At 68.9% G+C, this 14,774-nt stretch carries 14 protein-coding genes; 9 read left to right on the forward strand and 5 right to left on the reverse strand.

The window, feature by feature from the left end:
• Position 1 precedes the first annotated feature (1 nt).
• Both VLG41_RS09710 and VLG41_RS09715 read right to left on the reverse strand, forming a co-directional pair.
• On the reverse strand, positions 2-547 hold the full coding sequence (locus VLG41_RS09710) for a glycine zipper 2TM domain-containing protein (protein WP_325349187.1): 546 nt from the start codon (positions 545-547) through the stop codon (positions 2-4).
• A gap of 130 nt (positions 548-677) precedes the next feature.
• Positions 678-1,256 carry a mechanosensitive ion channel family protein gene (locus VLG41_RS09715; protein ID WP_325349188.1) on the reverse strand — a complete coding sequence of 193 codons (579 nt, stop codon included), beginning with the start codon at positions 1,254-1,256 and terminating at the stop codon, positions 678-680.
• A gap of 100 nt (positions 1,257-1,356) precedes the next feature.
• Between VLG41_RS09715 and VLG41_RS09720 the strand changes: the two genes are divergently transcribed.
• Both VLG41_RS09720 and VLG41_RS09725 read left to right on the forward strand, forming a co-directional pair.
• Positions 1,357-1,668: a type II toxin-antitoxin system HigB family toxin gene (locus VLG41_RS09720; RefSeq protein WP_325349189.1), complete on the forward strand. Its 312-nt coding sequence runs from the start codon at positions 1,357-1,359 to the stop codon at positions 1,666-1,668.
• A gap of 11 nt (positions 1,669-1,679) precedes the next feature.
• Entirely contained in the window at positions 1,680-2,075 is a 396-nt protein-coding gene (locus VLG41_RS09725) for a transcriptional regulator (protein WP_349255681.1), read from the forward strand.
• A 215-nt stretch (positions 2,076-2,290) separates the two neighbouring features.
• On the opposite strand, the gene VLG41_RS09730 is transcribed toward VLG41_RS09725, so the two are convergent.
• The 3 genes from VLG41_RS09730 to xdhA all read right to left on the reverse strand — a co-directional run bounded on the left by VLG41_RS09730 (position 2,291) and on the right by xdhA (position 6,745).
• Entirely contained in the window at positions 2,291-2,935 is a 645-nt protein-coding gene (locus VLG41_RS09730; protein WP_325349191.1) for a Fic/DOC family protein, read from the reverse strand.
• Positions 2,936-3,002: 67 nt separating this feature from the next.
• Entirely contained in the window at positions 3,003-5,270 is a 2,268-nt protein-coding gene (gene xdhB, locus VLG41_RS09735) for a xanthine dehydrogenase molybdopterin binding subunit (protein WP_325349192.1), read from the reverse strand.
• Entirely contained in the window at positions 5,267-6,745 is a 1,479-nt protein-coding gene (gene xdhA / locus VLG41_RS09740) for a xanthine dehydrogenase small subunit (RefSeq protein WP_325349193.1), read from the reverse strand. Before xdhA ends, xdhB begins: the two co-directional genes overlap by 4 nt.
• A 94-nt stretch (positions 6,746-6,839) precedes the next feature.
• On the opposite strand from xdhA, the gene VLG41_RS09745 reads away from it, so the two are divergent.
• From VLG41_RS09745 to VLG41_RS09775, 7 genes are all read left to right on the forward strand, one after another.
• Complete coding sequence (locus VLG41_RS09745; RefSeq protein WP_325349194.1) at positions 6,840-7,796, forward strand: LysR family transcriptional regulator; 957 nt, start codon at positions 6,840-6,842, stop codon at positions 7,794-7,796.
• Complete coding sequence (locus tag VLG41_RS09750; protein ID WP_325349195.1) at positions 7,793-9,340, forward strand: ABC transporter ATP-binding protein; 1,548 nt, start codon at positions 7,793-7,795, stop codon at positions 9,338-9,340. Before VLG41_RS09745 ends, VLG41_RS09750 begins: the two co-directional genes overlap by 4 nt.
• Positions 9,327-10,382: an ABC transporter permease gene (locus tag VLG41_RS09755; RefSeq protein WP_325349196.1), complete on the forward strand. Its 1,056-nt coding sequence runs from the start codon at positions 9,327-9,329 to the stop codon at positions 10,380-10,382. The genes VLG41_RS09750 and VLG41_RS09755 overlap by 14 nt, the downstream gene beginning before the upstream one ends.
• Positions 10,382-11,302 carry an ABC transporter permease gene (locus VLG41_RS09760; RefSeq protein WP_325349197.1) on the forward strand — a complete coding sequence of 307 codons (921 nt, stop codon included), beginning with the start codon at positions 10,382-10,384 and terminating at the stop codon, positions 11,300-11,302. Before VLG41_RS09755 ends, VLG41_RS09760 begins: the two co-directional genes overlap by 1 nt.
• Before the next feature lie 90 nt (positions 11,303-11,392).
• A complete protein-coding gene (locus tag VLG41_RS09765) occupies positions 11,393-12,550 on the forward strand; it encodes a BMP family ABC transporter substrate-binding protein (protein WP_325349198.1) in 1,158 nt (385 codons plus the stop codon).
• Positions 12,551-12,683: 133 nt separating this feature from the next.
• Entirely contained in the window at positions 12,684-13,679 is a 996-nt protein-coding gene (locus tag VLG41_RS09770) for an aromatic ring-hydroxylating dioxygenase subunit alpha (RefSeq protein ID WP_325349199.1), read from the forward strand.
• A 7-nt stretch (positions 13,680-13,686) separates the two neighbouring features.
• Entirely contained in the window at positions 13,687-14,706 is a 1,020-nt protein-coding gene (locus tag VLG41_RS09775) for an adenosine deaminase (protein WP_325349200.1), read from the forward strand.
• Positions 14,707-14,774 lie beyond the last annotated feature (68 nt).

The raw sequence follows: 14,774 nt of genomic DNA on the forward strand, positions 1-14,774 counted from the left end.
CTTACGCGCCCGATGGCGCGGTCATGTCGACCTTGCCGTCCTTCACCGGCAGCGTGGCCCCGGGCTTGAACGAGGTGCGCACCGTGGCGTCCTGCCCGTCGAGGCGGTAGGTCACGTCGTAGCCCGAGAGCTTCTGCGACTTCTCGTTGACCGTGCGGCAGCGGCGCTCCGTCGTGGTCACGGTGTCGTTCTTCTGCATGTTCTTCTGCACCTGGTTGCCCGCGTAGCCGCCGGCCGCGGCGCCGGCCACGGTGGCCACCGTCTTGCCCGAGCCCTTGCCGATGGTGCTGCCCAGCAGGCCGCCGGCCAGGCCGCCGACCACGGTGCCGGCGATGCGGTGCTCGTCCTTCACGGGCGCCTGCCGCTGCACGGCCACGTTCTCGCACACCTCGCGCGGCGTGCTCACGGTGGTCATCACTTCCTTGACGGACAGCACCTGGGCCTCCTTGGGCTTGGCCAGGGTCTGGTACCCGCCCACGGCGCCGGCACCCAGCACCACCATCGCCAGGCCGCCGAGGGCCATGCCTTTGATCATTGACTTGTCCATGCGCTCACTCCTGGTTTTTCGGTGAGCGAAATCTAGTCCGGGGCCAGGGGGTGCCTGTAACCGCAGGTGTCTGAGGCGGCGCAATGGAAACAACTCGGTAACGCGCTTTACGCGGCGGCCGAATGGGCGATCAGTCCAGCAACGAACCGAGCACGGGTTGCTGGCTCTTGCGCAGGCGCGTGGTGCGCTGGAAGAACAGGCTGTTGGGGACGCGCAGGTGGGTGGGTTCCTTGCCGTCCACCGGGTCTTCCTTGAGCGTGGTGTAGACGAGGTTGATGTCCAGCACCTCGCCGGCGAGGCCGGGCTTGTCCCCGCCTTCGAGCAGTTCGATGTGGTCGCGCAGGCCGAAGGGGCGCGTGGTGAAGATCAGCACCGAGCAGAAGATGTTGGAGAGCACGCTCCAGGCGGCGAAGAAGGCGATGGCGCCCACCGTGACGAAGCCGGTGAAGCCGGCCCAGATGACGCCGGCCGACACGCCCATGCGGTCCAGGATCCACAGCAGGGCCGCGCCGCCCAGGAGCACGCTGACCAGGCGCTTGCTGCCCACGGTGAAGTCCAGCGGCAGGTTCTTCTCGACGGACAGGCGGGCGATGAAGCGGTGCAGCAGCGAACGCAGCAGCATCGCGATCAGGATGATCATCACGATCTGCAGGGCGATGGTGATGGCTTCGATCCAGGGGTGGGCCCAGTCGGGGAGGAAAGGTCTCATGGGCCGGCCATTGTGCCAAGGGTGCTGGGAAAGCTCATGACGGTTCCAGGCAGCCAGGGAGGTTTTGCGATGGTCCCAATTTGGGACTAAACTCGGCACCATGCGCGTCATCGCCATCTCGACACTGAAGGATTTCTGGGAGAAGGCAGAGCACCGCGACGCGGAGCAGGCGCTGAAGGCATGGTTGGAGGAAGCGCAGGCCGCGAGCTGGCACCAGCCGGCCGACATCAAGGCCCAGTTCCGTAGCGCGAGCGTGCTCAGGAACCGGCGCGTGGTGTTCAACATCAAGGGCAACGACTACCGCCTGGTCGTTGCGGTGGCGTACCGGTTTCAGGCGGTGTATGTGAAGTTCGTTGGCACGCACGCCCAATACGACGCGATCGACGTCAACGCGGTGGAGATCGATCCATGAGCAAGACCGACATGACCCTTAACCCCATCCGCACCGATGCGGACTACCGCGCGGCGCTCAAGCGCGTCGAAGTGTTCTTTGATGCCGCCGAGGAGCCCGATCCCGACAGCGAGGAAGGGGCGTATTTCGAGGCGCTGCTCACGCTCATCGAGGCGCACGAGCGCAAGCACTACCCGGTGTTGCCGCCGGATCCGATAGAGGCGATCCGCTTTCGAATGGATCAGGCCGGGTTGACGGTGAAGGACCTGGAGCCCCTGATCGGGCGCAGCAACAGGGTGTACGAGGTGTTCGCTCACAAGCGGCCTCTGACCTTGCCCATGATCCGGCGACTGCATCAGGGCCTGGGCATTCCAGCCGAAGTCCTGATCGCGGAGCCCACCCCGCGCTACGGGGACAAGCATCGCTGAATTGTGGGCACGCTCCCCCGCCGTATCGCTCACCCGCTACACTGTGGCAATGCCCTCCAAGCCCGACAAGCCAGTCCTTGGCCATGCCCCTCGCCGCAAGCCCAGTGCGGCGGCAGTGCGTCGTTCCGTGGCCAGTTCGACGGCCATCGAGACGGGGCAAAGTGTCGCTGAGCTGGAATCCAAGTTGCGACAGCCTTCGCGGCGTTTCTCGCACATCACTCTGGCACGCTGACACCTTTCGGGCTGTCGCCCAGGGCCTCCGCCACAAAGTCCCTCATCGGCTGGTAGTTGCCATTGAATCCCGCATGGATGGCACCAACGTACGCGGGCTTGCGTGCGTCCCATCCGCGGTAGTCCAGGGGGTCGTGTCCTGCCTGCACGGCCATCACATCCGCCAGTAGGCGCGACAGCCGCCCGTTGCCTTCGCGAAACGGGTGGATCAGGATGAACTCCACGTGCGTGATGGCGATGGCTTCGATCAATTCGTTGGTTGACAGGCGGCTACATGGCGTCCACCGCGTCAAGTGGTCCCGTTCGTACTCGGCCAGCAGGCGCGGAATCTGAGGAACGGCCGCAAAAGGGAAGCCATCCTTGCTCAAGGTGACCTGACGTACCTGCCCCGCCCATGCATATACGTTTCCCAACCACCGCCGGTGCCATGTCATCAAGTCATCCGTCGTGATGGTGTGGTCGGGCAACTGGTTGATCAACACATCTTGATAGAGCTGGTTCAGCAGTTCCAGCTCAAGGTCATTCATGTCGGTTGGCGACGCGATGCCGACCAGGTTGCGCAGAACCTGCTCGTCGGAACCTGGCTCGTACTCCCCTTCTGAACCGTCGACTGCGTAGCGACCAACCATGACCCCTCCGTTCAAGCCGCCCGGTGTGTGGAGGCGGATGATGGATCATGCCTTGTGCTGACGCTGCTTACCCGCCCAGCGCCCGCAACACCTCTTCCGCCGTCGCCGGCGCGTTCATGGCCTCGGGGTCGCCCTGCGCTTGCGCCACCGCGTCGCGCAGCGCCTCATACACGCTGATCGCCAGCATGAAGGGCGGCTCGCCCACGGCCTTGCTGCCGTGCACGTTGTCCTCGCGGTTGGCCTCGGGCCACAGGTCGACCTTCCAGTGCGGCGGCAGGTCGCCCGCGGTGGGGATCTTGTAGGTGCTGGGCGCGTGGGTCTGCAGGTAGCCCTTGTCGTTCCACACCAGTTGTTCGGTGGTGAGCCAGCCCATGCCCTGGATGAAGCCGCCCTCGATCTGCCCGATGTCGATGGCCGGGTTGATGCTGTGGCCCACGTCGTGCAGGATGTCCACGGCCAGCACGCGGCTCTCGCCGGTGAATGTGTCGATGGCGACTTCGCTGACGGCCGCACCGTAGGCGAAGTAGTAGAAGGGCCGGCCCTTCATCGTCACCTTGTCGTAGTGGATCTTGGGCGTGCGGTAGAAGCCGTCGCTCCACAACTGGATGCGGTTGGCGTAGGCGGCGTGCACCACGTCCTCGAAGCGGCGCGTGCTCCTGGGTGTGATCACTTCGCCCGCGGCGAAGCGCACCGCGCCCGCGCCGCAGCCGTCCAGGCCGGCGACGAAGGCGGCCAGGTTGTCGCGCACGTGGCGCGCGGCGAACTGCGCGGCGCGGCCGTTGAGGTCGGTGCCGCTGCTGGCGGCGGTGGCCATCACGCGTTCGAAGGGCACACCCAGCTCGTCGGCCACGATCTGCGCGACCTTGGTGTTCAGGCCCTGGCCCATCTCGGTGCCACCGTGGTTCACCATCACGCTGCCGTCGGTGTACACGTGCACCAGCGCGCCGGACTGGTTGAACAGGGTGGCGGTGAAGCTGATACCGAACTTCACCGGCGTCAGCGCGATGCCCTTCTTGATGACCGGGCTCCTGGCATTGAAGGCCTCGATGGCGGCGCGGCGCGCGGCGTAGCCCGCGGTTTGCGCCAGCGTGGTCATCAGCGGTTCGAGGATGTTGTCCTCCACCTGCATGTCGTAGTGCGTCCGGTCGCGCTCGTCCACGCCGTAGAGGTTGCGCAGCCGCACCTGCAAGGGGTCCAGCCCCAGGTGGCGCGCGATGTCGCCGAGGATGCGCTCGATGGCGATGACGCCCTGCGGCCCCCCGAAGCCGCGGAATGCCGTGTGGCTCTGCGTGTTGGTCTTGCAGCGGAACGAGTCGATGGCGACGTCTTCCAGGAAGTAGGCGTTGTCGCAGTGGAAGATGGCGCGGTCGGCCACGGGGCCGGAGAGGTCGGCGCTGAAGCCGCAGTTGGCCAGCATGGCGATGCGCAGGCCGCTCAGGCGGCCGCTGTCGTCGAAGCCCACGCGGTAGCGGTAGGCGAAGGGGTGGCGCTTGCCGGTGAGCATGAAATCGTCGTCGCGGTCCAGGCGCAGCTTGACGGGCCGGCCGGTCTTGCGCGCGGCCAGTGCGGCCCACACGGCCAGGTGGCCGGCTTGCGTTTCCTTGCCGCCAAAGCCGCCGCCCATGCGCCGGCATTCCACCGTGACCGCGTGGTTGGCAATGCCCAGCGCGTGCGCCACCCAGTGCTGCACCTCGCCGGGGTGCTGGGTGCTGCTGTGGACCCACCACTGGTCCTGCTCCAGCGGCAGGGCGTAGGCGATCTGGCCTTCCAGGTAGAAGTGCTCCTGGCCACCGACCTCGAACTCGCCGTCCAGGGTGTGTGGGGCGCGCGCCAGCGCGGCGGCGGCGTCGCCGCGCGCCACGTGCACGGGGGGCAGCACGTAACTCTGGCGTTCATGCGCCTCGTGCACGGTGAGCACGGGCGGCAGGGCTTCGATGCGGGGTTTGACGAGGCGCGCGGCGCGGCGCGCGGTCATCACGTCGTCGGCCACGATCAGGCCCATCGCCTGGCCCAGGAACTGCACGGTGTCCTGCGCGAACACGGGCTCGTCGTGGCCGAAGGCGGCGAGCAGGGGGTCGCCGGGCACGTCGGCCGCGCTCACGAAGGCGCGCACGCCGGGGACGGCCAGCGCGGCGGCGGTGTCGAAGCCGCTCAGGCGGCCGTGCGCCACGGGCGAGCAGACGGGCGCGGCGTGCAGGGTGCCGCGCACCTCGGGGATGTCGTCGATGTAGGTGGCGGCACCGGCCACCTGGGCGCGGGCGCTTTCGTGGAAGCGCGAGCTGCCGGCGGCGCTGGGCGCGGCTTGTTGCAACAGGGCGGTGTCGGGGGCGTTCATGCCAGGGCCTCCAGATCGAGCGTTTCCAGCCGCAGGCCGCGCTGGCCCTGGTGCGCCAGCCAGTGGCGGCGCAGCAGGTTGCCCAGCACCGCGCGGCGGTAGTCGGCGCTGGCGCGCATGTCGCTGATGGGGCGGAACTCGTCGCGCAGCACGGCGCTGGCGGCCATCACCGTGTCTTCGTTCCAGGGCTGCCCGATCAAGGCCGCCTCGGTCCGCGGCGCGCGCACCGGCGTAGCGGCCACGCCACCGGCGCCGATGCGGGCCTCCTGGACGACACCGCCCTCGATGCGCAGCTTCACGGCCAGGCAGACGGCGGAGATGTCGTCCTCGAAGCGTTTGCTCACTTTGTCGACCTGCAGGCGTTCGCCCGGCGCGGGGCGCGGCACCTTGATCCAGCAGAGCAACTCGTCCGGCCGCATCACGTTCTGGCGGTAGCCGGTGTACAGATCTTCCAGCGCCAGCTCGCGGTGGGCGATGGCGCGGCGCTTCGTGTCCCAGCGCATCAGCACCACGCTGGCGCCCAGGGCAATGAGCAGGGGCATGCTGTCGCCGATGGGCGATCCGTTCGCCACGTTGCCCCCCAGCGTGCCCGCGTTGCGCACGGGCAGGCCGGCGAAGCGGTGGGCGAAGGCGGCGAGCGAGGGCCGCTCGGCCACGAGGGCGGCGTAGGCGTCCGTCAGGTTCACGGCGGCGCCGATGGCGATGTGGTGCGGGTAGGTCTCCACGCGGCGCAGCTCGGCGGCGCCGGTCACGTCCAGCAGGCGGGCGTAGGTCTTGTGCTGCTTGGTGATCCACAGGCCCACGTCGGTGGTGCCGGCCACCACCTGGGCGCCGGGGTGCGCGGCGCGGGCCTTCAGCAGGGCTTGCAGCGTGGCGGGGCGCTGGTAGGGCGCGTCCGGGGCCGCGCCGCCCAGGGTGCGCAGGCCACGCAGCACGGCGGCCTCGTCCACGCGCGCGCCGGCCGGGCAGGGCAGCTCGCCCATGCGGGCGGCGGCGTCCAGGATGGGGCGGTAGCCGGTGCAGCGGCACAGGTTGCCCGACAGCGCGGCCTGCGCGCGGGCGTGGTCCACGCCCTGGCCGCCGCCGGTGTCTTCGTACAGGGCGAACAGGCTCATGACGAAACCCGGGGTGCAGAAGCCGCACTGGCTGGCGTGGCACTGCACCATGGCCTCCTGCGCGGGGTGGGTGCCGCCCAGGTCTTCCACCGTGAACACCGCCTGCCCTTGCACGGAATGCGCCAGCTTGATGCAGGCGTTGACGGCCTGCAGCTTCAGCCGCCCGTCCACCGCCTCGCCCAGCACCACGGTGCAGGCGCCGCAGTCGCCCTCGCCGCAGCCCTCCTTGGTGCCGGTGCAGTGCAGGTCCTCGCGCAGCACCTGCAGCAGGGTGCGCTCGGGTGGCACGGCGGGCAGGGTCACGGGCTGGCCGCGGCGCAGGAAGGTCAGGGGTTGGCTGGGCCGGTCGTGGACGTTCATGCGGACCAGCATACCCATACCACCACGGCACGTCATATGCTTGGGCGTATGCCGCCAATGCCCGATATCCGATGCCACAAGAGATGACACCGTCATGAAATACGGCCCCATGTTCGAGCGCATCGACCTGCACCTGATCCGCGTGCTGCACACCGTGCTGACGGAGCGCAGCGTCTCGCGCGCGGCGATCAAGCTGGGCATGTACCAGCCGGCGGTGAGCGCCTCGCTCAAGCGCCTGCGCGAACTGGCCGGTGACCCCTTGCTGGTGCGTTCGGGCGCCGGCATGGTGCCCACGGTGGCCGGGCTGCGCATGATCGAGCCCGCCGCCGACATCCTGCGCAGCGCCGAGGTGCTGTTCTCCGACGCCCGCGCCTTCGACCCGGCCACCGCCACCCACACCTTCAGCCTGGCCGCCAGCGACTACCTGGACCCGCTGTTCCTGCCCACGCTGGTCACGCAGATCAAGGCCCAGGCGCCCCACGCCAGCATCGACATCCACCCGCTCTCGCGCGACGCCGACTACCGCACCCACCTGGCCCAGGGCACGGTGGACGTGGTGATCGGCAACTGGGCCCAGCCGCCGGACGACCTGCACCTGGGCCGCCTGTTCGGCGACGAGGTGGTGAGCCTGGTGGCCAGCCACCACCCGGCGGTGCGCCGCGGCTGGGACGCCGAGGCCTGGCTCAGCGCCGAGCACATCGCGCCCACACCCACCCACCCGGGCGCGCGCGGCGTCATCGACGAGCACCTGGCCGCCCAGGGCCTCACGCGCCACATCACGGCGCGCTGCCCGCACTTCGGGCTGATCCCGGCCATGGTGGCGGGCAGCCTGCTGGTGCTCACCACCGGGCGCCAGTACTGCGAACGCTACGTGGGTGCGCTGCCCGTGACCATCCTGATGCCGCCGGTGAAGTTCCCCCGCATGATGTACTACCAGCTCTGGCACGAGCGCACACACGCCTCCAACGCGGGGCGCTGGCTGCGCGAACAGATCAAATCCGTCGCCGCCTCGCTGCGCGCGAGCGAATCCACCCGCGCCGAGGCTGCATGACTTCAACGGAACACCTACGACTCGAACTCACCGGCATCACCAGGCGCTACCCCGGCGTGGTGGCCAACGACGGCGTCTCGCTCAGCGTGCGCCCCGGCGAGATCCACGCCGTGCTCGGCGAGAACGGCGCCGGCAAGTCCACGCTGATGAAGGTCATCTACGGCGCGGCCAAGCCCGACGAGGGCACGGTGCGCTTCAACGGCCAGGCCGTGCACGTGCGCAACCCGCAGGAGGCGCGGGCCCTGGGCATCAGCATGGTGTTCCAGCATTTCAGCCTGTTCGACACCATCACCGTGGCCGAGAACGTGTGGCTGGGGCTGGACAAGTCGTTCTCGCTCGCGCGGGTGCGCGAGAGCATCCGCGCCAAGGCCGGCGAGTACGGCCTGGACGTGGACCCCGAGCGCCCGGTGCACACGCTCTCGGTGGGCGAGATGCAGCGCGTGGAGATCATCCGCGCGCTGCTCACCAACCCGCAACTGCTGATCCTGGACGAGCCGACCTCGGTGCTCACGCCGCAGGCGGTGGAAAAGCTCTTCGTGGTGTTGCGGCAACTGGCGGCCGAGGGCTGCAGCATCCTCTACATCAGCCACAAGCTGCACGAGATCCGCGAGCTGTGCACCGCCTGCACGGTGCTGCGCGGCGGCCAGGTCACGGGCGTGTGCGACCCGCGTGAGGAGAGCAACGCCTCCCTCTCGCGCCTGATGATCGGCGCCGAACCGCCGGAGCTGACGCACCGGCCGCTGCACGCGGGTGAAGCGGTGCTGCGGGTGAAGGCGCTCACGCTGGCCAGTGAGGACCCCTTCGGCACACCGCTCGCCGACATCGCGCTCAGCGTGCGCGCGGGCGAGGTCGTGGGCATCGCGGGCGTGTCGGGCAACGGCCAGGGCGAGCTGCTGCGCGCGCTCTCGGGCGAGGACGCGCGCGCCCCGGCCGGCAGCGTGCAGGTGGGCGGGCAGGACGTGGCCGCGCTCGGCCCGGCCAAGCGCCGCGCCCTGGGCCTGCACTTCGTGCCCGAGGAACGCCTGGGCCGCGGCGCCGTGCCCACGCTCTCGCTCGCGCAGAACCTGCTGCTGTCGCGCCGCGACGCGGTGGGCGCGGGCGGCTGGGTCCGCGTGGGTGCGCTGCGGCGGCAGGCGGCGGACATCATCGCGCGCTACAAGGTCAAGGCCAACGGGCCGGACGCGGCGGCCAAGTCGCTGTCGGGCGGCAACCTGCAGAAATTCATCGTGGGCCGCGAGATCGAAGCGAAGCCGAAGTTGCTGATCGTGAGCCAGCCCACCTGGGGCGTGGACGTGGGCGCCTCGGCGCAGATCCGCGGCGAGATCCTGGCCCTGCGCGACGCCGGCTGCGCGGTGCTGGTGGTGAGCGAGGAGCTGGAGGAGCTGTTCGAGATCAGCGACCGCCTGCACGTGATCGCCAAGGGGCGCCTGTCGCCCAGCCTGGACCGCGCGGACGCCACGGTGGAGCGCATCGGTGAATGGATGTCGGGCCTGTGGGACACGGCACAGAACAACAAGAAGGAGACCGCGCATGCTGCGGCTTGAAGTCCGTCCCCAGCCCTCGAAGCTGTGGGGTTACGCCTCGCCGCTGCTGGCGCTGGCCATCACGGTGCTCATCGGCATCGGCCTGTTCGAGGTGCTGGGCAAGGACCCGGTGCGCGGCCTGCAGGTGTTCTTCTGGGAACCCGTCAAGAACACCTATGCGATCTCCGAATTGCTGGTGAAGGCCACGCCGCTGCTCATCATTGCGCTGGGCCTGGCGGTGTGCTTCCGCTCCAATGTGTGGAACATCGGCGCCGAGGGGCAGTACATCATCGGCGCGGTGTTCGCGGGTGGCGTGGCGCTGTTGGCCGACAAGAACACCGGCCTGTGGATCGTGCCGGCGGTCATCGTGGCCGGCATGGTGGGCGGCATGCTGTGGGCCGGCATCACCGCGCTGCTGCGCGACCGCTTCAACGCCAACGAGATCCTGGTGAGCCTGATGCTGGTGTACGTGGCCGTGCAGGTGCTCAACTACCTCGTCTATGGGCCGTGGAAAGACCCGGGCGGCTACAACTTCCCGCAGACCAAGACCTTCGAGCGCGTGGCCCAGATGCCGCGCCTGATGGAGGGCTCGCGCGTGAACATCGGCCTGGTGTTCGCGCTGCTGGGCGTGGCGGGCGTGTGGCTGTTCCTGTTCCGCACGGTCTCCGGCTACGCGCAGACCGTGGGCGGCCTGGCGCCCATGGCGGCGCGCTACGCGGGGTTTTCCTCGCGCAAGGCGCTGTGGGTGGCGCTGCTCACTTCGGGCGGCGCGGCGGGCCTGGCGGGGGCGTTCGAAGTCGCTGGCCCCATCGGCCAGCTCACGCCCTACGTGCCGGCGGGTTACGGCTTCGCGGCCATCATCGTGGCCTTCGTGGGGCGGCTGCACCCGGTGGGCATTGTGTTCTCGGCGGTGCTGATGAGCATGTTCTACATCGGCGGGGAGCTCGCGCAGTCGCGCCTGGGCCTGCCCAAGTCCATCACCGGCGTGTTCCAGGGCCTGCTGCTGTTCTCGCTGTTGGCCTGCGACACGCTCATCGCCTATCGCATCAAGTGGAGCAAGTGATGGAGTCCTACGCACTGCTCATCGCCGCCACGCTCAACGCGGGCACCGTGCTGGCCATCGCCTCGCTGGGCCTGCTCATCAACGAGAAGGCCGGCATCGTGAACCTGGGGGCGGAGGGCATGATGCTGTGCGCCGCGCTGGCGGGCTTCGCCACCGTGGTGCACACGGGCAACACCTGGCTGGGTTTCCTGGCCGGCATGGGCGCGGGCGCGCTGCTGGCGGCGGTGTTCGGCGTGCTGGTGATCTGGCTCAACACCAACCAGTACGCGACGGGGCTGGCGCTCAGCCTCTTCGGCGCGGGGTTCTCGGCCTTCGCGGGCACGGGCTACGTGCAGGCCACGCTGCCCGAGCAGGTGCGCTGGTCCATCCCGTTCCTGGCCGACATCCCCTTGCTCGGCGCGGCCCTGTTCCGCCACCACCCCATGGTCTATGGCTGCGTGGCCATTGCCATCGGGCTCATCTGGTTCCTGTACCGCACGCGCGCCGGGCTGGTGCTGCGCAGCGTGGGGGAAAGCCCCGAATCGGCGCACGCCCTGGGCTACCCGGTGCGGCGCATCCGGCTGCTCGCGGTGATGGCCGGCGGCGCCCTGTGCGGCCTGGCGGGCGCGTATGTGTCCACCGTCTATACCCCGCTGTGGGTGGAGGGAATGATCGCCGGCAAGGGCTGGATCGCGCTGGCCCTGACCACCTTCGCCACCTGGCGGCCCGCGCGTGTGCTGCTGGGGGCCTACCTGTTCGGCGGCGTCACCATGCTGCAGTTCCACCTGCAGGCCATCGGCGTGCAGATCCCTAGCCAGTTCCTGACCATGCTGCCCTACCTGGCCACCGTGGTGGTGCTGGTGCTCATCTCGCGCAACCCCACCTGGATCCGCATCAACATGCCGTCGTCGATCGGGAAACCGTTCTACCCCGGTTCATAATTTGCTTGTCGCCTTGAATACCCTACGGGGTGGCGTTTAAACCGCCCACCCCGGCCCGTTTTACCCAACCGTCGACACCCGAGGACACCCATGACCGACCTCCACAAGCGTTCCCTGTTCAAGGTCGCCGCGATCAGCGCGCTGGCCGCCGCCGTGCTGATCGGCTGCGGCAAGAAGGAAGAAGAGGTGGCAGCGCCCGCGCCCGCCCCTGCACCCGCGGCCCCCGCCGCCGCCCCGGCCGCGCCCGAGCCGCTGAAGATCGCCTTCGCCTACGTCGGCCCGGTGGGCGACGGCGGCTGGACCTTCGCGCACGACAACGGCCGCAAGGCCCTGGAGGCCGAGTTCGGCAACAAGGTCGTCACCAGCTTCGTGGAAAGCGTGCCCGAGAGCGCCGACGCCGAGCGCGTGATCCGCGACATGGCGTCCAACGGCAACAAGCTCATCTTCGGCACCACCTTCGGCTACATGGAGCCCATGCTCAAGGTCGCCGCCGACTTCAAGGACGTGAAGTTCGAACACGCCACCGGCTACAAGACGGCCGAGAACCTGCGCACCTACGACAGCCGCACCTACGAAGGCGCGTACATGGCCGGCGTGATCGCGGGCTCCATGACCAAGACCAACACCCTGGGTGTGGTGGCCTCCATCCCAATCCCCGAGGTGATCCGCAACATCAACAGCTTCACGCTGGGTGCGCAGTCGGTGAACCCCAAGGTCAAGACCAAGGTGGTCTGGGTGAACGGCTGGTTCGATCCGCCGAAGGAGACCGAGGCCGCGACCTCGCTGCTCAACGGCGGTGCCGACGTGCTGTTCCAGAACACCGATTCCTCGGCCGTGCTGCAGACCGCCGAGAAGGCCGGCAAGCGCGCCTTCGGCTGGGATTCGGACATGACCGCCTACGGCCCGAAGGCCCACCTGGGCTCGGCCGTCATCAACTGGGGCCCGTACTACATCAAGGCCACCAAGGACGCGCTGGAAGGCACCTGGAGCACCGGCGGCGTGTGGTGGGGCCACAAGGAAGGCGCGATCGACATGGTGTCCATCGCCGACGACGTGCCCGCCGAAATCAAAACGAAGATCGACACCATCAAGGCCGGTCTGAAGGACGGCAGCTTCCACCCCTGGACCGGCCCGATCGTGGACCAGGCCGGCAAGGAAGTGCTGGCCAAGGACCAGAAGGCCGATGACGCCTTCCTGGGCGGCATCAAGTTCTACGTCAAGGGCGTGGAAGGCAAGGTTCCGAATTAAGGAAACACCCCCGCCGCGCTTCGCGCGACCCTCTCGAGGGGGCGGCACCTGCGGCCCGGCAAAGCCGGTTCCGCGGTGCCCTGGGTTGAAAAAGGGCTGCCCAAGGGCAGCCCTTTTTGTTTGAATGCACTCCATGATCGAACGGCAACTCTGGCATCCCGTGGTGGCTTCGCACATGCTGCGCGAGGCGCCGCTGGGACTGAGCCTGCTTGGCGAACCGCTGGTGCTGTGGCGTGACCACGGCACGGTGCACGCGTGGGCCGACCGCTGCCCGCACCGCGGCGCGCGGCTGTCGCTGGGGCGGGTGCTCACCACCGTGCACGGCCCGCGCCTGGAATGCCCGTACCACGGCTGGCAGTTCGAGGGCGGCGGGCGTTGCCGCCTCGTGCCGGCCTCGCCCGACTTCCAACCACCCCCGGCCCATGCCACCACGGCGTTCGAGGCGCGCGAGGCGCACGGCCTGGTCTGGGTGCGGCTGGACGCGCCCGGGACTGAACTGCCCGATGCGCCGCCCGCCTTCGCCGAGGCCGACGACAGCGCCTGGCGCCGCGTGGTCTGCGGCCCCTACGCGGTGGCCACCAGCGCGCCGCGCCTGGTGGAGAACTTCCTCGACCTCAGCCACTTCGGCTTCGTGCACGAGGGCTGGCTGGGCGAGCGCGGGCACGCGCAGGTGATGAGCGGTGTGGTGAGCGAGAGCCCACAAGGCGTGCAAGTGCTCAAGGCCCGCGCCTGGCAGCCGCGCGGCTACGCCGAGGCCGAAGGCGGCACCTGGATCGACTACGCCTACGAGGTGCCGCATCCCTACGCCGCGCTGCTGCGCAAGGACGCGAGCCTGGGCGATCCGGTGCGCAACGCCATCGCGCTGTTCATCCGCCCCGACGGCGACGAGGCCTGCACCGCCTGGTTCGTGATGGCCACGCAGAACGACCGCTCCAGCGACGAAGCGCTGATCGACTTCCAGGACACGGTCTTCGCGCAGGACCGGCCAGTGGTGGAATCGCAGAACCCCAAGGCGCTGCCCATCGGCCGCACCGTGCGCGTGAGCGAGGTGCACGGCCCCGCCGACCGCGTGAGCAGCGCCTACCGCCGCTATCTACAACGCCTGGGCATCACCCTGGGCACTTGCTGAACCTGTCATGAAACCCGCCGACCTGAGCCCCGCCGAACTCGCCGCCCACCTGCCCAAGGCCGAGCTGCACATCCACATCGAAGGCTCGCTGGAGCCCGAGCTCATCTTCGCGCTGGCGCAGCGCAACCACGTGAAGCTGCCCTACGCCAGCGTGGAGGCCCTGCGCGCGGCCTATGCCTTCACCAACCTGCAGAGCTTCCTCGACATCTACTACGCCGGCGCCAGCGTGCTGCTGCGCGAGGACGATTTTTTCGACATGGCCTGGGCGTACTTCCAGCGCGCCTTCGCCGACCGCGTGATCCACGCCGAGATCTTCTTCGACCCCCAAACCCACACCGCGCGCGGCGTGGACATCGGCGTGGTCATCGGTGGGCTGCAGCGCGCCTGCGAATGGGCGCAGGCCGAGCTGGGCATCTCCAGCCGGCTCATCCTGTGTTTCCTGCGCCACCTCAGCGAAGAGGAGGCCTTCGCCACGCTGGAGGCCGCGCTGCCGTACCGCCAGCACTTCATCGGCGTGGGCCTGGACTCGAGCGAGGTGGGCCACCCGCCGGAGAAGTTCGCGCGCGTGTTCGCGCGCTGCCGCGAACTGGGGCTGCGCATCGTCGCGCACGCGGGCGAGGAGGGGCCGCCAGCCTACGTCTGGAGCGCGCTGAACGAACTCAAGGCGGAGCGCATCGACCATGGTGTGCGTTCCCTGGACGACCCGGCGCTGGTGGCCGAGCTGGCGCGGCGGCGCACGCCGCTCACCGTGTGCCCCCTGTCCAACCTCAAGCTCTGTGTGGTGAAGGACCTGCGCGAGCACCCCATGAAAAAGCTGCTGGATGCCGGCCTGTGCGCCACCGTCAACAGCGACGACCCGGCCTACTTCGGCGGCTACCTCAACGCCAACTTCACGCAGACCGTGGAGGCCTTGCGTCTGTCGCGCGAGGAGGTCATCACCCTGGCGCGCAACAGCTTCGAGGCCAGCTTCATCGACGAGGACACGCGCCGGCGCTACCTGGCGCGGGTGGATGCCGCAGTGGGTTGAGGGCGGGCTGTGCGGTGAATGCGGGGTTTATTCGCCGCACTTCACGCGGTGAATAGGCGCCTGATGCG

It is taken from the genome of Hydrogenophaga sp. (genome assembly GCF_035481345.1).
Classification (GTDB): Bacteria; Pseudomonadota; Gammaproteobacteria; order Burkholderiales; family Burkholderiaceae_C; genus Hydrogenophaga.